Source organism: Pseudomonas sp. ADAK13 (assembly GCF_012935715.1).
Classification (GTDB): Bacteria; Pseudomonadota; Gammaproteobacteria; order Pseudomonadales; family Pseudomonadaceae; genus Aquipseudomonas.
The window spans coordinates 5267775-5287284 of the sequence record NZ_CP052860.1; the positions used below are offsets into that span (position 1 = coordinate 5267775).

Here is a 19510-nt window from a genome sequence, read left to right on the forward strand (position 1 = left end):
GGCGCCCTTGAGGCTGCTATCGCCGGCAAGCCGGGCTCCTACAGGGTTTGTGTCAGAACTTCGTCTGCACCGCCAGCTCAAACGTCCTCGGCGACCCGAGGTAATACGCCGGCGACACATGGGCAAACTCGGCATACACCTCATTGGTCAGGTTGCGTACCCGACCCGTCACAGAGGTGTGCTGATCCACCTTGTAAGTCAAAAATGTGCCGAACAAGGTATACGCCGGCACCGTCAGGGTGTTGGCGTTATCGGCATACACCGACGCCACATACCGCGCATCCACGCCACCTTGCCAGTCTTCGGCAAAGTCATAGGTCAGCCACAGATTACCCACCTGCCTGGGCACGTTGGTCGGCGTGTTGCCCTTGCGCGACACCACGGCCCCGCTGGCGATTTTCTCATTGAAGTCCTCGTACTCGGCATCGACCCAGGCGTAGTTACCCTCCACCAATAATTTGGGCGTAACCCGCAACGAACTGGCCAACTCGATACCCTTGGACGACTGCGCGCCCACGGGAATGCTGTTGGTCGGGTCCTGTGGGTCCGTCACGGCGAAGTCCTTGCGCTCAATTTTATAGGCGGCGACGGTGGCCGAGCCACGACCGTCCAGGTAGTCGAACTTGCTGCCCACTTCCCACTGCTTGCCGGTAGACACGTCGAACACCTGGGTGGTGCTGCTCGGCTGTTCGGCGGCGGTGCTGTATTGCACGTAGACATTGGCTTGCGGAATGAACTGATACGTCAGGCCAATACGCCCGGTGACCGGCTCCCAGCTGCGCTTGACGTGCCGCGGGTTGCTGGCGGTGATGTCTCGGTGATTGGTGACCTCAAGGTCGATTGCGTCATAGCGCAGGCCGGTGAGCAGAGACAGTTTGTCGGTCAGCCCCAGGCGGTTTTCGACGAACAATGCCTGGGTGGTGACGGCGTTGGTCTTGTCCGGATCGAAGCCGGGTTTGGTGCCGGGGATGTCATAGAAGTGCCCCGGATCGTAGTTGTTCGGATCCACCGTACTTTTACCCGCCACGTTAAGTGGGTTGTTGGTGGTGCTGTTGACCTTGTACTCAAAACCACCGGACCAGGTGGTACTCAAGCCGAAGAATGTGTCGTCATGGCGCAGCTCGAACTGGTTGCCGTTCTGCTCGCCTTGATGGCGTACCTGATAGGCCGTGGAGCGATTCACCGCGCTGTTGTCGGCGTTGTACTGGTAGGTTTCCAGGTTGCGATAGTCGCGCTGGCTGTCGAGGTGATAGAGGGTGTTTTTCAGGGTAGTGCTGTCGTTGATCCGGTAGTCGATGATCGACCGGACCCAGATCGTGCGTTGCTCATAACGGCCGTCGGCCACGTTGTAGTTGTTGAAGCGGTTGTGCTTGTCGATCTTCAACTCGCCCGACTTCGGGTTGAGCACCGGCGTGCCCCAATAGGGGCTGTCTTCGTGCTCGTCCTGGTATTCCAGCGCCAGGGTGTGGGACAGGTTCGGCGTGAAATCACTCAACAGGGAAAATGCCACGCTCCAGGCATCGCGCTGCTGGCGATCGATATAGGTGTGGTTGGTGTTGCGGCTCACGTCCAGGCGCGCGTAATGCTGCACCTCGGCACCCGGTTCGGTCAGCGCATGGTTGAGGCTGAAGGCCATCCCGGCGGTGTCGTAGCTGCCATACGTCAGTTGCCCTTCGGCGGCCTGTTCTTCGCGGGTGGCCAGTTTGGTCACGTAGTTCAGCGAACCGCCGACGGAACCGGCGCCGTTGATCAGCGAGGAGGGGCCGCCCACCAGTTCGACCCGATCATAGATCCACGCATCCACCGGCCGCGCCAGGCCGCCCGACACGGCGACGCCATTGAACATCTGGGTAATCTGGCTGCTGGTAAAACCCCGATAGGAAATAAAACCGCCAAACCCCGGCGGCGCGCTGGCGTTGACCCCGGGCAAGGTATTGGCCGCGTCCCGGAACGTCTTGGCGCCTCGACGTTCGATGTCGTTGCGATTGGCAATGGCGATGGACGCCGGGGTTTCCCGCACGCTCAGCCCGAGGCGCGAGGCCATGCCACTGGATTGGTCCAGAGCCAGGCCGGGCTCGCCGGTTTGTTCGCCATCAATGGTGGTCGGTGCCAGCTCAATCGCCCAGGTGCTGACAGGGAGGCAGCCGAACAGGCCCGCCAAAAGAGGTAGATGTTTCATGGTTGAATCCTGAAAAACATGGCTTGAAAACAACGCGCAGCCGCCCGTACTCCCGAGGGAGACGGCAACACGTGCCAATCAAAAAAGCGCAGGTATCAGGCGAAGGCGGGTGGGGCGCGCGGATTAGCCGCAGGCCAGGTGAAGCGGGCAGGAATGTCGGCGCTGGCAACGATGGCCGGCGGCGGCGCATGGGGTTGTGGCAGGACGACTACATTGAGGCTGGAGCTGAGCGCCGGGCCCATGCCGCCGGTTGAGCACAGCGGGCAACCGAAGGCTTTCGAGAGCGTGGGCAGGGATTCATCGGTGGACTTGTAAGGCGCTGGCGCCTGGGTGCGCGGGTCCACCGTACAGAACTGGCCGCCGATGCCGTTGAGCTGCATCCCGACCATTTGCCCGTGGCCAATACTGCAGGCGAACACATTGAACAGGACGCAGCAATAGAGCATCCAGGCAATGAGCGAGCGGTCGGTACGGGCGAGTTTCATGGGGCGGCACTTTACCATCAGCCGCCGACGAATTGCCTGCAAAAAATCTCAAGAGGTCTATCCTCTTTCGGACTTTTCCAAGGATATCCAGCCATGAGCTTTTTAGTCGCGCGATGGATCGTCGGGGTGTTTGGCTTTATCAGCCTGGTGCATTTGTACTGGGCGGCCGGTGGCAAATTGGGGGTTGCCGCGGCGATTCCGCAGCTGCCGGGTGAATTCGCCAGTGGGCCACGCCCGGCGTTCAAGCCCTCGGCGCTGGGCACGTTGCTGGTGGGCGTGGGATTGGTGGCGATTGCGGTGCTGGTGTGTTTGCGGGCCGGGCTGTATTTCGAGCCGGTGTCCAACCATGCCTTGCAATGGGGGATCAGTGCGGTGGCGCTGGTGATGTTTGCCCGGGCGATTGGGGATTCGGAGCTGGTGGGGTTTTTCAAGAAGGTCGGTGGGTCTCGGTTTGCGCGGCTGGATACGTTTTTTTACTCGCCGCTGTGTCTGGTGTTGGGGGCGGGGTTGTTGGTGGTGGCGTGGAGTTGAGGGGAGCGATTGCCGGAATAGAGTGAGGCTTGCGCTGTATAAACTAAAAGCCCTCTTGGTGATAGAACGTAAGGTGACCCTCAAAAATCAAGGGCTTAGGAAGAAGTTTGTGGGGAATAAGCTCGGTAAATCGTCCCCATCCAAATTCTCAGTTTTGAATAACGAGTTAAGTAAATCAATTTGTCTTTTTCTTGGGCAGTCAGTGAGAACTCACGTCAATTCACCTGCAAACCGTAATTCTCTGAATATATATTGGTTTTTTTTATGATCACATTTTCTTCAGTTAAGGGGGGCGAGTATTTGTTCTCAGGAAATATGGCCGATCGTTACGTAAGTTGGATAATCCAAATTAGGTGTGTTTGGGATTAGCTAAAAATTTACCATCCTCAGGGCCGTTTATGTAAACCGAAGGACCAATCAGAGATATGAATTGCGCTTTGAATTCGATTGAGGATTTTTTTGCGGCGGCTTGGAATATAAGAATTCCGTTTTCTTCCGCGATAGTTGCGGAAAAAATTTCTTTGGTTGGGATGTTGGTGATTTTCAAATCGCTGATGTTCGAGCAGGTAAGCCCGAGTCTGCAAGTGTTGAACCCTTTGTTTTGCCATTTCTCTGGTAAGTTGTCTGGGAATTCCGGTATGTCAAATCCCAGCCCTAGCGAGGGCTGATCGTTCTCTAATTGTAATGAAAAAAGAGAAATTCGGCCAATTTCGATTGGGTGACTAAAAAGCTTACAGAAAAATATGCTTTCATCTAATTCATTCCAATATTTCATTTTTTCTCCTTGAAAAAGTAATGTTCCTTCGCGCCGGGTACGTTACCGTTCCTTGGTTTTTCTATGGGCCGTAAGTTGAAATGCGCGCCTTGGTCACCTGTTCCGCCTTTGCTGCCGAATCGGTGCCCGGCAGAATGGTCTTGAACCAGTACTTCAGAACCATCGCTCTTTGTATACCCTGGTCTTTATCGGTTTGCCCGCGTCATTCAAAATACTTTCACCATTTTTGTCTGTCATTTTTACTATTTCATATTGTTTTGAAGCTCCAGTCCTTGGGTTCACTACCATGTCTGGGTCTTGGCGCATCGGTATCTTGGCAGCTCTTTTTGCTTGTCTGAAAGCTCCTTTGCGAGAGACCTCAGGAGCGTCGGGTTCAACCGGAACACCGCAGTTCGGGTTACTTCGTCCTCCGGGTGGGCAATTGGCGCTCAATCCTAACGGATCCACCCACCCCGTAGGGTTGGGCACGTACTGGTATCCGTTCAGCCCACCCGCGAGCTTCACGGGATCAGGCGTCAGATAGAGGCCAATGTCCGGATTGCAGATTTACCGGACCGTTCCCACTCCCAGAAGAAACTCGCCCCACCGGCCAGTTGCCGTTCCAGAATCACCTGCTGATCGTCGTACCGATAACGCTCGCTTTCGCCGACAGCGTTGGTCGCTTCAATCAACCGCCACGCTTCGTCGTACCGGTAGGAAACAACGTTCTGCTCGGTAACCCAGTCCAGTTCCCGCTGCACCTGATAGTCGACGGCAACGATATGTCGGCGGTCATAACGCAGCAGCAATCCCTGGCCGACGCCGTTATCAATCCGCTGAATCCGTCCGGAATAATCGCGGGAAATGCGCAGCCGGTTGTCATACGCGTCGCTGATCGACGTCAGCACACCGTCGCGGAAGTGATAGAAAAGGGAGGTTTGAGCCAGTACCAATTCATCAGGCAAAGCGCCCAGATAAATCGCTGCTTCCGCCAGGCTATTGGTGATGGCCGGCCGCGTAACAGAGGGCAGGGGAAAGGTGGTGCTGCGGTTTTCGTGATCGGTCCAGACCACTGTTTCACCGCTAACCACCAACCGCTGAGCCAGCGAATGACTCCAGCCAAACCCCAACCCGCAATCCACTTCCACCGCACTGCTGCGATACAACCGCGTCCAGGCAAAGGGCAGCACGCCCTCCAACGAGCCGTCGGTGAGGGGCAGCAGTTCCTCACCGGTGACCATCGACACCGGGCAGCCATTGGTTGCGGTCTTGTCTGCGGGAGCGGCCGCGTCGCCGCCGGGGTTCTTGGCAGAGGAGGGCACATCGTCGACAGGGTCTTGCCTGACCAACGCGGTCGTCGGCTGCCTCTTATTCCTGGCCAGCGGCATCGGATTTGGCACTTCATGCTGTCCGGCTTTCAACGGCACCGCCGCCGCCTTGGCCGGTACCGCCTGGCTCGCCAGCAACATCGGCTTGACCGCCTCGGCATGCCCATCCATCCGCAGGGTGCCGCCCAACTTGGCCATCTGCTCCAGCCAGTCCCGCGCTCGGCCGGACCTGACCTTTCCCAGCACCTGCGCCCCCAAGCGCACGGCCACACCCATCCCGCCGGTGGCCCATAGCAACAACAGGTTGAGCAGCACCTCGAGCGTTATTTCTCCCAGCAGCTCGTTCATATCCGGCGGCGGAAGCAATTGCGCCCAACTGAACATCGCCGACAAATAGATGAACAACAGCGGTTCGTCACTCAGGATCAAAAGACCGTTGGCAATGGCCTCATTGCTAAGCTTCAACAGCTCTTCAAGTTCGCCTTGGGAGATGTAGTGCAGCAACTTTTCGCTATTGGGTTTGATGTCCGCCAGCAAGTCGTACAGGTTGGGAATTCCGTCCCAAAGGCTGTACAGCGTGTTTGCAACCCCTCGCACAAACGCTGCGTCCATCAACTTGCGACGGTCGAGGGGGCTGGCATTTGAATAATGGTTCCACTGCGCGTCGAACGTGTTCGTCCATTCGCTGCGCAAGCTGCTTTCCAGCGAGCTGATTACCGACTGATAGGAGGCGTAGAGCGCCTTGACGTGATCTTTGGAAACATTGGGATAAAAGCTGACCTGATACTGCTGGTCGCGGGTGCAGTCGGTGGCTTCGAGAATGCCGCTGGGGCCGATGGTTTTATGGACAGGAGGACCGATCGGACTGCCGTCCTCGGCGATGGCCTGGAGCATGACCGGCGTGTTGCCGATCGGCACAAACCGCCTGCTCTCAAACATATGCACCAAGGTGAGTGCGCCGTTCGATTTGCACATTGCAACCGTGGTACTTGGGGCTTTCGAGGAAACAGGTGCGATCAGCGCCACCTCATCCCCGACCTTGAACACTTGCTCGACTTCCAGCGCCGAAAAGCTCCAGAAGCTTTCAGCCCAATCATCAAAGGTGTTAAGGCACTCCCTGAAGTCGCGGAGGACGGCCTCAACGTCCCTCGTCTCCGCATTCATCGGGGCCAGGGCCAATCTGCCAATGGCGGGATTCAAGAGGCAGCCCATTCGGGCAGGGCATTAATCGGAAAAAACATCGGCGTTCCCTCGCGCTGTGTGATCAGGCGAGGGACTTTGCAGCGGTTTGTGAAAGAAAGAAGTCAGAGCTATCCACTGCTACTTATCGGACGTTTCGCCAAATCCCCGGCTAAGCCGGCCCGTTTTCGTAAGCCAAATCTCCGACAAAAATAAAACCCACAAAACCCACATACACAACAAATCCAACTTGACAGCCGCCATTCCCTTGGCGTCTATTGACGTACCCGCTGGACCATTTCGCAGATGTCCCAGGATGCTCAATGAAGACTGATACCTCACTGACCGATATGCCCAGCGTCCTGCACGCAGCCGAAAGCATCCGCCAAGGCACGCTCACCCCCGTGCAACTGGTGGTGCAAAGCCTCGAATCCATCAAAACCCACAATTCCACACTGAATGCCTTTGGCGACGTCTACACCGAGTCCGCGCTTGAGCAGGCGCATGCCATGACGGTGGCCGCCGAAGCCGGGCAGATCAAAGGCCCGCTCCACGGCATCCCCTTCGGCATCAAAGACCTGTTCTCCACCGCCAACCTGCGCACCACCCGCGGCTCGCTCACTGGGCTGGACAACGTCCCAACACAAGACGCACCGATCATCCGCCGTCTCAAAGACGCCGGCGCGATCATCCTCGGCAAGACCGCCACCACTGAATTCGGCTGGACCGGCGCCAGCACCTCCCGCGTCTTCGGCAACGGGCGCAACCCGTGGAACCCGCAACTCACCAGCGGCGGTTCCAGCTCCGGCTCGGCCATTGCGGTGGCGGCGCGGATGGTCCCGGCCACGCTGGGCTCCGACGGCGGCGGTTCGGTGCGTATTCCGGGCGCCTTCTGCGGTGCATTCGCCCTTAAAGGCTCCCTGGGGCGAATCCCCACCTGGCCGTGGTCCGCCACTGAGATGCTCAGCCACGCCGGCCCGATCACCCGCACCGTGCGCGACAGCGCGTTGCTCTTCGATATCCTTTCCGGGCCCGACCCGCTGGACCACCAGGCCTTGCCCGCGCCCACCGAATCCTACCTGGCGCGCTGCGAGCGGCCGTTGGGCCCGTTGCGTGTGGCGTACTGCCCGACCTTGTTCGAAACGCCGGTGGACCCGGTCATCGCCGCCACCGTCGAAGCGGCGGTGCATTACCTCGCGGAAGAGCTGCCGGTCACCGTCACCACCCTGACCCTGGACTGGCAAGATCCGCTCTCCACCTTCGAAACCCTGTGGGTCGGCGGGCGCGGGATTGCCTACGGTAAATCCCTGGCCGATCGCCTCGACCAACTGGACCCCGGCTTCGCCGCGCTGATCAAGCGTTCCGCCGATTACGATCTGGCGGCTTACCTCAAGGCCGTGCAGCAACGTGCACTGTTCGCCAATCAGGTACACGCCTTGTTTAACGACTACGACGTGTTGCTGATGCCGACGATGCCGATCCTGCCGTTCGCCGCCGACCGCGTGGCCCCCGAAGACTGGCCAGGCGAGGAGGGCGCAGTGCCGTGGGCGCGCTGGACGCCGTTTACCTACCCGTTCAATATCACCGGCAACCCCGCGGCCAGCCTGCCCTGTGGCTTCAGCCCGAGCGGTTTGCCGATTGGCTTGCAGGTGATCGGCCCACGGTTTGCCGACGCCCAGGTGCTGCAGTTCTGCGCAGCCGTGGAAGCCATCGCCCCTTGGGATCAGCACCTTCCCCCGATGCTGATGCCCTGATTGATTGCACCCGGAGTGGGCTCGCCAGAAGTCCGCCCGTGATAAACGCTTTGTGTTGTCCTGCCCTTTCACACCCTGATGAGTGAGAGGTACCCGTGACCCTGTCCATGGCCGTATTACGCTCTATGCTCCCTGCTGGACCGGCTCGCGCCGCGTCTCGCCGTGGGCCGCGCAATACCGGCCGCCTGAACCTGCCCTGGAATACCTCTTTTATGCTGAATCAGCCACGTCTCGACGAAATCATGCTCCTGCTCACCCAACACCAGCGCGTCAAGGCCTCGGACCTGGCGCAGGCGTTGTTCGTCTCCGAAGAAACCATCCGCCGCGACTTCAAGTACCTGGAAGAAGCCGGCAAGTTGCGGCGCATTCACGGTGGCGCGATATTGCCTCGGCTCAACGAAGAACAGCCGCTGCAAGTGCGCAGCCGCATCAAGCCCCAGGCCAAGACACGCATTGCAGTGTGTGCGGCGAAGCTGGTCAGCGAAGGTATGGTGCTGTTTCTCGACACCGGCACCTCCACCCTGGCCCTGGCCCAGCAACTGATCGGGTTCAGCCAGTTGCGCATCATCACCAACTCCCTGGACATCGCCCGCCTGATCACCGAACAAAGCGCCAACCAGGTGCTGGTGGTGCCCGGCGATGTACGCCGCAACGACAACGCGCTGATTGGCGCCCACACCCTGGAATTCGTCCGACAGTTCCATTACGACATTGCCTTCATGGGCATCGGCGCCGTCGACCTGGAACTGGGGTTCATGGACTACCAGGAGCCCGAGGCGCTGCTGCGCCGGGAACTGACCAAACACAGCCTGCGCAGCGTGATCCTGGCCGACGACGCCAAGTTCGGCCACCGCACGTTCATCAATACGCTGCCATTCAGCGCCATCACGACCCTGGTCACCAATCGTGCGCCGTCCGACGATTTTGCGACCCGCCTGGAGCAAGCCCATGTCGACATCCTTTACCCCTGAGTTGCTGGCGCCCAGTGACCAGGACCTTGAAACCTTCGAGGCGCTGTTCCGCGACTCTTCAGCCATCGGCGCGACCCGGGCCGGCGGGCTGCACCGCCTGGCAGCCTCGGCCGAGGATGGCGCCGTGCGCGACCTGTTCGCCGCCTGGCTGACCGAGCGCGGCTTTGAAGTGCGGGTGGATGCGGTGGGTAATCTGTTCGGTTTGATCACCTTTAACCCAGACGCCCCCTACGTGCTGTGCGGCTCGCACCTGGACAGCCAGCCCAGTGCCGGGCGTTTCGATGGTGTCTACGGTGTGCTGGCCGGCGCGGTCGCGGTGGCCAGCCTGGCACGCCAACTGCGTGAACGTGGCGAAGTGCCGGCGTGCAATCTGGCGGTGGTGAACTGGACCAACGAGGAGGGCGCACGCTTCCAGCCCAGCCTGATCGGCAGCAGCGTATTCACCGGCGACCTTGCCCTGCAAGACGCCTGGGCGTGCCGCGATGGCGACGGGATCAGCCTCAAGCATGCGCTGCAACAGATTGGCTACTTGGGGGAGGGCCGGGTCGAACTGGACGTGGCCGGTTATGTGGAAATCCACGTTGAGCAAGGCGACGGCCTTGAGCGCGACGGCCTGGCCATCGGCGTGGTCCGCGACACTTGGGCCGCCCTCAAACAAAGGATTCGGTTTATCGGCGAACAGAACCACACCGGCCCCACGCCCATGGCTGCGCGCAAGGACGCCTTGCTGGCCGCCGCCCATGCGATCACCGCCGTGCGGGCCGAGGCCGACCTGCACGGCACGCAACTGCACAGCTCGGTGGGGCGCCTGGAGATCTACCCCAACTCTCCGAACGTGGTGCCCTCCAGCGTGACACTGCACGTCGAGTACCGTTCGCCAGACACCGAGTTGCTGGCCGCCGCCGGCGCGCGCCTGGACGCCACGCTCAAGGCCACCGCCGCTGCCACGGCGACGGACTACACCATCGAAAGCCGCGCCCTGCGTGAGCCGACTCACCTGCACCATGGCTTTTCCGAGTTGGCCTACAGCGTCGGCCAGCAATTGGGCTTGCCCATCGGCAACAGCGTCACCGTCTCGGGCCACGACGCCATCAGCCTGAGCCGGCATTACCCGGTGTGCCTGCTGTTCATCCCGAGCAGCAATGGCGTGTCTCATAACGAAGCGGAGTTCACCAGCGAGCAGGACATGCGCAACGGTTTGCACATGCTGACCGCGTTGCTGCACCGCGCCTGTTCTACCCCCAACGCCTACCGCTGAGGTCTGCCATGTCGAGTCGTTTGCAAGCTAAGTCGCGGCTGCTGGGCGCCCTTGAGGCCGCCGGCCTGTCCGCCCATGTGGTGGTCGAAGAGGGCACCGCCGGGATTGCCTCGCCGGTGCGGCTGGCCACCGAATGGACCGGTTATACCGTCACCGCGCCGTGGGGCCAGTGTTACGCCAAGGTCTTGCATGACGACATGCGCGCGCTGATCGACATCGAACGCACCGCCCGCGCCACCCAACTGGCGGCCGATTGCGACGTGACGCCGGGTGTGCGCCTGGTGGATGCAGCGGCGGGGGTGTTGCTGCTGGATGCGTTGCCCGCCAGTGAATGGCGCTGGGCCCGCCTCGACGAATTGATGCAGCCCCAGCGCTTGCAGGCGCTCTGGGCACTGAAGAAACAACTGCACGCCGGCACTTCCCCGGGTTTCACCCGCTCGCCGCTGCAAGACATCCAGCACCTGCGCGAGTTGTGCGTGCGCTACAGCGTGGCCTTGCCCCTCGACCACGCCTGGATCAGTACCTGCATTGACCTGGCCTGGACTTCCCTGCAACTGAGCGCCAGCGCGTCGGTGCCGCTGCACGGCGACGGTGTGGCCAGCAACGTGATGATTGGCCCGGAGGGCGCCTTGCAACTGATCGACTTCGACTACGGTGGCTGCGGTGACCCCTGGTACGACGTGGCCATCAGCCTTAACGAGCTGTATGTCTTCGAAAGCGACTGGCGTGAAGGCATCACTGCCTGGGCCGGCCAATGCCGCGAAAGCGACTACGCCCGCTGCCGTTTGTACGCCCTGATCAACGATTGGTACTGGACCCTTTGGGGCCTGTGGGTCGGCGCCACCTCGGCGCGGCCGCTGGAGTTCTCCAAAGTCGGGCAGTGGACGTTGCTGCGCTGCCGCCAGAGCCTGCAAGACCCACGGTTTGAAAGTTGGCTACGTCAGGTACAGGAGGGGCAGGCATGAAAGCGTTAGGTGAGGCGTGTACGCCACAAGAGTGTCAGCTGGAAGCGGCGGTGCGCGGGGTCGCTAGTTGGGGCGGCAGCGGAATTCGTTATGAGCCGGTCAGCGGCGGGATTTCCAACACAAACTGGCGGGTGGAAGTGGCCGGCATCGATACGGCGTATTTCTTCAAGGTGCCCGGTGTGGGCACCGAAATGTTTATCGACCGCCGCACCGCCCACGACGCCAGCCTCAAGGCGGCGCAAACCGGCTACGGCGCGCCGGTGTTTGCCTTCCTTGAGGAATTCGGCGTGGAAGTCTTCGAGTTCATGGAAGGCTGGCGCGCCTCGTCCAACCACGATTTTCTCGACCGCGACGTGCGTCACAACGCGTTGCACGCCCTCAAGGCCTTCAACGACCAGCCGCCGCTGGTGCAGACCAAAACCGTGTTCGACATGATCGCCGAGCACCAGCGCCAGGTGGAGCAACTCAACGGCTGCAAACCCGCCGATGACGCCTGGCTGCGCCGCCAATGCGATCGCGCGCGGGGTGTGCTGCAAGCTTCCGGTATCGACCTGGCACCGTGCATGAACGACACCCTGGCGGGTAATTTCATGCTCAACGACCGTCGGCAGATTCGCCTGGTGGACTTCGAATACGCCTCCAACAACGACCGGCATTACGAGCTGGCGCTGTGGTTCGGCGAGATGTTTTTTACCGACGAGATGGAGCTGGCCCTGATCGAAGACTACTTCGGCCAGGTCACCCCGCAGAACTTGGCGCGCATCAAGTTGCACAAGGCCCTGGCGGACATCAAATGGTCGACCTGGGCGATGGTGCAGCACGCGGTGTCGCAGCTGGATTTCGACTTCTACAAATACGGCACGTGGAAGCACATGCGCGCCCGCAGCATCATCAACGATTCGCAATGGGAAACCTGGCTAAGACAGGCTTGAGCCTGCGCCATAACAATAACGACGACACCTCAGGTTCCGCCTTTGGCGCTGGTTTGCGCTGACGTTTCACTGCTTGATTTTTTGTTTGATCACATAACAAACCGATCCAGAAATTCAAGGAGCACCCGACTCATGAAATCCGATACCGCACCACCCGGACGCCTGAAGAGCCAACTCTTCGGCGTGTACTTTTTCCTGTTGCTGATGCTCGCTTTATTCCCGCCGTTCTATTTGAGCGTGAGCGGCAGTACCGCATTGGTACTGGGCATTCCGTTGCCGATCTTCTACTGGATCGCCATCGCGGTTCTCGCCGGCCTGGGCCTGTGGGCGCTGTATGTCGCCGAGCTGAAAGCCGGTGAAATTCCCGAAGAGGGGGATGCGCCATGATCAGCACCACCAGCGATGCCAACCTCTTTATCACCTTCGGCGTGATCGGCCTGTTCCTGGCCGGGATGATTGCCGTGCTGTACGCCACCAACCGCGAGAGCACGAGCTTTTCCGATTACGCCGTAGGCGGGCGTTCCTACGGGCCGTGGTACATCGCCATGTGTTACACCAACTCGTGGTGGCCGGGCTCGACCTTTACCGCGTTTTTTGCCCTGACCATCGGCGGCGCCCTGGGCTTCTACGGCATGGTCTACGCCACCCTGGGCGTGACAGCGATGTACCTGATGGCGCGCCGCGCCTGGACCTGGGGCCAGCGCTTCAACCTGCGCACCCAGCCAGACTTGCTCGGCATGCGCTTCAACAGCCCGGTGGTCAAGCGCGTGGCCTCGATCATCGGCATCATCTCGGTATTCCCGTGGGTGGTGATGGGCATCCAGGCCTTGGCGATGCTGTTCCAGTTCGCCAGTTTTGGCCGCTGGGGCGTCACCACCTGCCTGATCGCCGGCGTAGTGGTGGTGCTGGTGCGCCAGTACTGGACCGTGAGCATGGGCATGCGCGGGCTGATCATGACTGACATGTTCCAGGGCCTGATTGCCTACGTGTTGTGTGCGGCGCTGTGTGTGTTCCTGTTGTTTGGCGACCAGGCGTCGTTCTCCAACCTGTCGCACTTGCCGGCCAAGATGCTGCTGATCCCTGGCGCCAGCGGCACCGGTTACGGCCCGCTGTACATGTTCAGCCTGATTTTTACCGGGGTGATCGGCTCGATGTGCTGGCCCATGAGTTTTCAGCGCATCTACACCGCCAGCGGCGTCAAGGCAGTGAAGAAAGGCACGCTGTACACGATCCTGTTGGTGGGTGGTTTCTACGGCATCCTGATGCTGTTTGCCGCCGCTATCAGCCAGGACCCGAACGTCATTGCGCACCCGCAACAAGGCTGGTTCCTGTCGCTGTTCGACATCGGCGGGCCGTGGATGCTGGCGCTGGCGATCGTCATCGTGCTGGCGGCGAGCATCGGCCACGTGGACGGCTGCGTGCAGGTCTGCGGTACGCAGTTCGCCAATGACCTGGCCACCTGGAACACCCCGCGTACCGATCGCCAACTGACGCTGCTGGCCAAGTCCGGGATGGTGGTGTTTATCGTCGCCGCCTCGGTGCTGGCGTACCTGACCTTTGATTACGCGCGGCTGCAATTGCTGGCGCAGATTTCCTACCAGGGGATTATCCAGTTGGCGGTGCCGCTGTTCTTCGGAATCTTCAGTCGTCGCGGCAACAAGGAAGGCGCGATTGCCGGGATGCTGGCCGGGATTGTGGTAGCGATTGTGCTGACGACGATGTACCCGGATGACATCCCCGGGCTGGGGTCGCTGACCAGCGGGATCGTCGGGTTGGTGGTCAATGCGGGGATTTTTGTGGTGTGTGCGTGGGCGATCAAGCCGAGTGCGGAAGAAAGTGCCCGGGTTGAGCAGCTGTTCGAGATGGCAGCACCCGGTCGCAAAGTGCCAATGGGGGCAACGCCGGTTCTGAACTGAGCCCAAACTCCAAACCCGACGTAGTTCAAGTGTGGGAGCTGGCTTGCCTGCGATAGCGGTGTATCAGTGACAGAGATGTTGACTGACACTCCGCCATCGCAGGCAAGCCAGCTCCCACAGGTTTAACCGTGTCCCTGACCAGAATCCCCGTTTTGCTTAAGGCGCTTGTACAGCGTATTACGGCTAACCCCCAACTCCCGCGCCAGGTGCGAGATATTGCCGCCCGCTGCTTTCAGGCGTTGGGCCAGGTCCATGCCGTCATCCAACCGTTCAGCGCTTGGCTCCGGCACCACCCCATTCAAATCCACAAAAAAATCATCCGGCAAATGCTCCGCCCGGATTGGCTGCTCTTCCGCCATCGCCAGCGCCACCTGCAACACGCTACTCACCTGGCGCAAATTCCCCGGCCATGGGTGCTGCTCAAACAGCGCCAGCACTTCGTTACTCAACCCGGCCCACTGGGTCGGCTCGCGATGCTGTTGCCACAGTTGCTTGAACAGTGCCTGTTTATCAGTGCGCTCCCGCAGCGGCGGCAGTTCCAGGGTCAGGCCACCGATGCGGTAATACAGGTCTTCGCGAAAACGTCCGAGCTGCACCTGTTCCCGCAGCGAGCGGTTGGTGGCGGAGATGATCCGCAAATCCACCGGGAACAACTCGCTGCTGCCCACAGGCTGCACACAGCGTTCCTGCAACACCCGCAGCAGCCGGGCCTGGGTCGGCAGCGGCATGTCGCCGATCTCGTCGAGGAATAAAGTGCCTTTGTCTGCCTTGCGGATCAGGCCGATGCTGCCTTTCTGGTTGGCGCCGGTAAACGCGCCTTTTTCGTAGCCGAACAGTTCCGATTCCACCAGTTCGGCGGGGATCGCCGCGCAGTTGACTGCGATAAACGCCTGTTGGCTGCGGGAGCTGGCCTGGTGCAGGGCTTTGACGAAGACTTCCTTGCCCACGCCGGTTTCACCGTGGATCAGCAATGGGATGTCCTTTTCCAGCAAGCGCTCGGCCTGGCGTACCGCCTTTTCCACCCGGGCGTCGCCAAAGTGCAGGGTCTTGAGGCTGATGGCCGAGGGCGCAGGCTCGCTGGGTTTCTTTGTCTCGACAAACACGCGAGCCTGCACCGGCGCCTGCTTCGGGCGTTTCAACAGGCATTGGAAACGGTTGCGCCCGGCGGCTTGCAGCGAGAAGGGCAGGCCTTCGGGCTGGTTGAGCAACTCCAGCAGCGAGACCTTGAAGAGGCTGTCGATCAGCACCCGCGACAGGCTGATGCCCAGCAGGTTGTCTGCCCGGCGGTTGGCCGACAGCACCTGGCCACTTTCATCAAAAATCAGTAACCCGGCCCACTGGCTATCAAGGTTGTTCAACCCGGTGTTGAACGTCAGCTGGAAATGTTCGCCGCGAAACAGGTTGAGGATCAGCCGGTTCTCTACCGTCTGGCTCATCATCTTGACCATGCCGAGGGTGTGTGAGGGCGGCAGGTAGCTGTCGCTGGACACATCCAGCACCGCGATGATTTCCCGCTGGGCATCGAAGATCGGCGCCGCCGAGCCGGTCATGAAACGGTTGGCCTTGAGGAAGTGCTCGTCGTGCTCGATGTGCACCGCCTGGGCACAGGCCAGGGCGGTGCCGATGGCGTTGGTGCCGCTTGCGCGCTCCATCCAGCTGGCGCCGGCGCTGAAGCCACGGGCCAATGTGGGTTCGATAAAACGCTGGGTGCCCCACGAGGTCAGCACCTGGCCCTGGTTGTCGGCGAGCATGATCAGGCAATTGGAATTGCTCAGGATGTTTTCGTAGTAGGGCAGCACTTCCTGGTGGGTGGTTTGCACGAGGGAATGCTGGCTCTCCAGCAATTGGCGCACGCCGTCTGCAGGCAGTTGATCGAAACTCGGCGTGCTCTGGTGATCCAGGCCATAGGCGCGGCAGCGGCGCCAGGAGTCCTGGATGATGGCATCGTGCGCCAGCGGTGTGCTCATGGCGGTGACCCTTGTTTTATTGTTGTTCTGGGTTCGAAAGGCTCATTCAGTGTTGTTCAGAACTGTTCATTGTCAACCCGCCACGTGTTCAGTTGTTCAGGCCGGTCTGTTCATTTCTGTTCAGAGGTGAACGGCCGTTTTGCCTAACCCGTTGACCGGCCTGGGTTTTGGGTTTTTGGCACGGAACTCGCTCTGTGTGCTTGCCAGTACCATTCCAATAATAAAAAGGTCGTGTCATGTCATTGACCCTGGAGCACGTCACTCGCGTTGTTGAAGGCCAGACCTGGATCGACGACGCCAACCTGCGTTTCGAAGCCGGTTCCTTCAATGTATTGCTGGGCCGCACGCTGTCCGGCAAGACCAGCCTGATGCGCCTGATGGCCGGCCTGGACAAGCCCGACAGCGGGCGCATCCTGATGAACGGCGTCGACGTCACCCACAAGCCGGTGCGTTTGCGCAACGTGTCGATGGTCTATCAGCAGTTCATCAATTACCCGACCATGACCGTGTTCGAGAACATCGCCTCGCCGCTGCGCCAGGCCGGTGTGTCGGCCGAGCAGATCCAGAGCAAGGTCCTCGAAACCGCGAAAATGCTGCGCATCGAGAAATTCCTCCAGCGTCACCCGCTGGAACTTTCCGGCGGCCAGCAACAGCGCACCGCCATGGCCCGGGCGCTGGTCAAGGACGCCGAGCTGATCCTGTTCGACGAGCCCCTGGTGAACCTGGACTACAAACTGCGCGAAGAACTGCGTCAGGAAATGCGCGAGCTGTTCAAGGCCCGCCACACCATCGCCATCTACGCCACCACCGAACCTAACGAAGCCCTGGCCCTGGGCGGCACCACCACCATTCTCCATGAGGGCCGGGTGATCCAGAGCGGCAAGGCCGCCGAGGTCTATCACCAGCCGCAAACCGTTCTGGCGGCCGAGCTGTTTTCCGAGCCGCCGATCAACCTGATGCCCGGACGTATCAGCGGCAATGAAGTGAGCTTTGCCAACTTTGTGCACTTCCCGCTGAACGTCGACCTGCGGCCTATCGGCGAAGGCGAGTTCCGCTTTGGCGTGCGGCCCAGCCATATCAGCCTGGTGCCCAGCAACGATGACGACCTGGAGCTGGCGGTGACCGTGGAAGTCGCCGAAATCAGCGGCTCGGAAACCTTCCTGCACGTGCGCAGCGAGCATTTCCTGCTGGTGCTGCATTTGCCCGGCGTGCATGAGTACGACGTCGATGCGCCGATCCGCATCTATATCCCTACCCACAAATTGTTTGTGTTCGATGGCCAGGGACGTCTGGTCCAGGCACCGGGCCGACGTGTCGCGAGGGTTGCCTGATGGCCGAGATCCATTTGCAGAACCTGGCCCACAGCTACAGCGCAAAGCCCGCTGGCCCCGAGGACTACGCGATTCGCGAAATGAACCACGTCTGGGAGCAGGGCGGCGCCTACGCGTTGCTTGGCCCCTCGGGCTGCGGCAAGTCCACGTTGCTGAATATCATCTCCGGCCTGCTCAGCCCGTCCGAAGGCCAGGTGCTGTTCGACACCAAGGTGGTCAACGAGCTGACCCCGGAAAAACGCAACATCGCCCAGGTGTTCCAGTTCCCGGTGGTGTACGACACCATGACGGTGTTCGATAACCTGGCCTTTCCGCTGCGAAACCAGGGCATGGCCGAGGCGAAGATTCACAGCAAAGTGCAGGAAATTGCCGAGGTGCTCGACCTGCAAAACCTGCTGGACAAAAAAGCCCGCAACCTCACCGCCGACGAAAAACAGAAAGTCTCCATGGGCCGCGGGCTGGTGCGTGATGACGTGTCGGCGATCCTGTTCGACGAACCGCTGACGGTGATCGACCCGCACCTGAAGTGGAAGCTGCGGCGCAAGCTCAAGCAGATCCACGAGCAGTTCAACATCACCATGGTCTACGTCACCCACGATCAACTGGAGGCCTCGACCTTCGCCGACAAGATCGCGGTGATGTACGGCGGGCAGATCGTGCAGTTCGGCACGCCACGGGAACTGTTTGAGCGGCCTAGCCATACCTTTGTCGGCTATTTCATCGGCAGCCCGGGGATGAATCTGATTGAAGTGCAGGCCGAGGCGGGCGGTGTGCGTTTTGCCGGCACGCATCTGGCGTTGCCCGAGGCGTTGCAGCAGCGAATTGGCGAAACGCCCTACAAGAAACTGCAGGTGGGTATCCGCCCGGAATTTATCCATGTGTGGGATGAGCACAATCCTGACGCGCTACAGGCCCAAGTCACTCATGTGGAAGACCTCGGCACCTACAAGATCATGACCCTCAACCTCGACGGCGCCCTGTTGAAGGTGCGCCTGGCCGAAGACAAACCGGTGCCCGAGGGGCACGCGTCCATCAGTTTTCCGGGGCAATGGCTGATGGTGTATGCCGACGACTACCTGCTGGAGGCACAGCCATGAACAAGGTGCAGAACAACAAGGCGTGGTGGCTGGTGTTGCCGGTGTTCCTGCTGGTGGCCTTTAGTGCGGTGATCCCGATGATGACCGTGGTCAACTATTCGGTGCAGGACATCTTCGATCAGTCCAGCCGCTATTTTGTCGGCGCCGACTGGTACAAACAGGTGCTGCTGGACCCGCGCCTGCACGACTCGCTGTTGCGCCAGTTCATCTATTCAGCGTGCGTGCTGCTGATCGAAATTCCCCTGGGTATCGCCATCGCCCTGACCATGCCCACCAAGGGCCGCTGGTCCTCGCTGGTGTTGATCGTGATGGCGATTCCGCTGCTGATTCCGTGGAACGTGGTGGGCACCATCTGGCAGATTTTTGGCCGCGCCGACATCGGCCTGCTGGGTTCAACGCTCAACGCGATGGGCATCAGCTACAACTATGCGGCCAACACCATGGACGCCTGGGTCACCGTGCTGGTGATGGACGTCTGGCACTGGACGTCCCTGGTGGCACTGCTGTGTTTCTCGGGGCTGCGGGCGATCCCGGATGTGTACTACCAGGCGGCGCGGATTGATCGGGCTTCCAGCTGGGCGGTATTCCGACATATCCAGCTGCCGAAGCTGAAGAGCGTGCTGTTGATCGCGGTGATGCTGCGGTTCATGGACAGTTTCATGATCTACACCGAGCCGTTTGTACTGACGGGGGGCGGGCCGGGGAATGCCACCACCTTCCTCAGTCAGACCCTTACTCAAATGGCCGTAGGCCAATTCGACCTGGGCCCGGCGGCGGCATTTTCCCTGGTGTACTTCCTGATCATCCTGTTGGTGTCCTGGCTGTTCTACACCGCCATGACCCACTCCGACGCCAACCGCTGA

The 19510-nt window shown here is 60.4% G+C and carries 17 protein-coding genes and 1 pseudogene; 11 read left to right on the forward strand and 7 right to left on the reverse strand.

The features are described 5' to 3' along the window. Nucleotides 1-52: 52 nt before the first annotated feature. Complete coding sequence (locus tag HKK54_RS24370) at nucleotides 53-2179, reverse strand: TonB-dependent receptor (protein WP_169388103.1); 2127 nt, start codon at nucleotides 2177-2179, stop codon at nucleotides 53-55. 95 nt (nucleotides 2180-2274) lie between these two features. Next, nucleotides 2275-2664 (reverse strand): DUF2946 domain-containing protein, encoded by a 390-nt coding sequence (locus tag HKK54_RS24375; RefSeq protein WP_010173128.1) that lies wholly within the window; start codon nucleotides 2662-2664, stop codon nucleotides 2275-2277. A 93-nt stretch (nucleotides 2665-2757) separates the two neighbouring features. On the opposite strand from HKK54_RS24375, the gene HKK54_RS24380 reads away from it, so the two are divergent. Continuing rightward, complete coding sequence (locus HKK54_RS24380) at nucleotides 2758-3195, forward strand: DUF3995 domain-containing protein (protein WP_169388104.1); 438 nt, start codon at nucleotides 2758-2760, stop codon at nucleotides 3193-3195. A 349-nt stretch (nucleotides 3196-3544) separates the two neighbouring features. Here the strand turns inward: HKK54_RS24380 and HKK54_RS24385 are convergent, their stop codons facing one another. From HKK54_RS24385 to HKK54_RS24400, 4 genes and pseudogenes are all read right to left on the reverse strand, one after another. After that, nucleotides 3545-3970: an Imm50 family immunity protein gene (locus HKK54_RS24385; protein WP_169388105.1), complete on the reverse strand. Its 426-nt coding sequence runs from the start codon at nucleotides 3968-3970 to the stop codon at nucleotides 3545-3547. Continuing rightward, complete coding sequence (locus HKK54_RS34060) at nucleotides 3967-4119, reverse strand: HNH/endonuclease VII fold putative polymorphic toxin (RefSeq protein ID WP_169389342.1); 153 nt, start codon at nucleotides 4117-4119, stop codon at nucleotides 3967-3969. The genes HKK54_RS24385 and HKK54_RS34060 overlap by 4 nt, the downstream gene beginning before the upstream one ends. Before the next feature lie 4 nt (nucleotides 4120-4123). Continuing rightward, nucleotides 4124-4474: a hypothetical protein gene (locus HKK54_RS34065; RefSeq protein ID WP_169388106.1), complete on the reverse strand. Its 351-nt coding sequence runs from the start codon at nucleotides 4472-4474 to the stop codon at nucleotides 4124-4126. Between the two features lie 35 nt (nucleotides 4475-4509). After that, nucleotides 4510-6441 (reverse strand): annotated as a pseudogene (locus HKK54_RS24400) (DUF6531 domain-containing protein); the annotation flags it as partial. A 338-nt stretch (nucleotides 6442-6779) separates the two neighbouring features. Between HKK54_RS24400 and HKK54_RS24405 the strand changes: the two are divergent. The 7 genes from HKK54_RS24405 (at nucleotide 6780) to HKK54_RS24435 (ending at nucleotide 14252) form a co-directional block, all read left to right on the forward strand. Further along, nucleotides 6780-8210 (forward strand): amidase, encoded by a 1431-nt coding sequence (locus HKK54_RS24405; protein ID WP_169388107.1) that lies wholly within the window; start codon nucleotides 6780-6782, stop codon nucleotides 8208-8210. Nucleotides 8211-8422: 212 nt separating this feature from the next. Then, complete coding sequence (locus HKK54_RS24410; protein ID WP_010173104.1) at nucleotides 8423-9181, forward strand: DeoR/GlpR family DNA-binding transcription regulator; 759 nt, start codon at nucleotides 8423-8425, stop codon at nucleotides 9179-9181. Next, nucleotides 9159-10439 carry a M20 family metallo-hydrolase gene (locus tag HKK54_RS24415; RefSeq protein WP_169388108.1) on the forward strand — a complete coding sequence of 427 codons (1281 nt, stop codon included), beginning with the start codon at nucleotides 9159-9161 and terminating at the stop codon, nucleotides 10437-10439. Before HKK54_RS24410 ends, HKK54_RS24415 begins: the two co-directional genes overlap by 23 nt. Before the next feature lie 8 nt (nucleotides 10440-10447). Next, nucleotides 10448-11404 (forward strand): aminoglycoside phosphotransferase family protein, encoded by a 957-nt coding sequence (locus HKK54_RS24420; protein WP_169388109.1) that lies wholly within the window; start codon nucleotides 10448-10450, stop codon nucleotides 11402-11404. Then, a complete protein-coding gene (locus HKK54_RS24425; RefSeq protein ID WP_010173097.1) occupies nucleotides 11401-12336 on the forward strand; it encodes a choline kinase family protein in 936 nt (311 codons plus the stop codon). The genes HKK54_RS24420 and HKK54_RS24425 overlap by 4 nt, the downstream gene beginning before the upstream one ends. A 132-nt stretch (nucleotides 12337-12468) precedes the next feature. Continuing rightward, the gene (locus HKK54_RS24430; protein WP_010173095.1) at nucleotides 12469-12723 is read left to right on the forward strand and encodes a hypothetical protein; all 255 of its coding nucleotides are present in this window, start codon (nucleotides 12469-12471) and stop codon (nucleotides 12721-12723) included. Beyond that, complete coding sequence (locus HKK54_RS24435; RefSeq protein ID WP_010173093.1) at nucleotides 12720-14252, forward strand: sodium:solute symporter family protein; 1533 nt, start codon at nucleotides 12720-12722, stop codon at nucleotides 14250-14252. The genes HKK54_RS24430 and HKK54_RS24435 overlap by 4 nt, the downstream gene beginning before the upstream one ends. Before the next feature lie 122 nt (nucleotides 14253-14374). On the opposite strand, the gene HKK54_RS24440 is transcribed toward HKK54_RS24435, so the two are convergent. Next, a complete protein-coding gene (locus tag HKK54_RS24440; RefSeq protein ID WP_169388110.1) occupies nucleotides 14375-16219 on the reverse strand; it encodes a sigma-54-dependent Fis family transcriptional regulator in 1845 nt (614 codons plus the stop codon). 236 nt (nucleotides 16220-16455) lie between these two features. Here HKK54_RS24440 and HKK54_RS24445 point away from each other — a divergent pair, with 236 nt between their 5' ends. From HKK54_RS24445 to HKK54_RS24455, 3 genes are read left to right on the forward strand one after another with little or no spacing between them, the layout of a single operon-like run. Beyond that, entirely contained in the window at nucleotides 16456-17550 is a 1095-nt protein-coding gene (locus HKK54_RS24445; RefSeq protein ID WP_010173089.1) for an ABC transporter ATP-binding protein, read from the forward strand. Beyond that, nucleotides 17550-18647: an ABC transporter ATP-binding protein gene (locus tag HKK54_RS24450; RefSeq protein WP_169388111.1), complete on the forward strand. Its 1098-nt coding sequence runs from the start codon at nucleotides 17550-17552 to the stop codon at nucleotides 18645-18647. The genes HKK54_RS24445 and HKK54_RS24450 overlap by 1 nt, the downstream gene beginning before the upstream one ends. Further along, on the forward strand, nucleotides 18644-19510 hold the full coding sequence (locus tag HKK54_RS24455) for a carbohydrate ABC transporter permease (protein WP_010173085.1): 867 nt from the start codon (nucleotides 18644-18646) through the stop codon (nucleotides 19508-19510). The genes HKK54_RS24450 and HKK54_RS24455 overlap by 4 nt, the downstream gene beginning before the upstream one ends.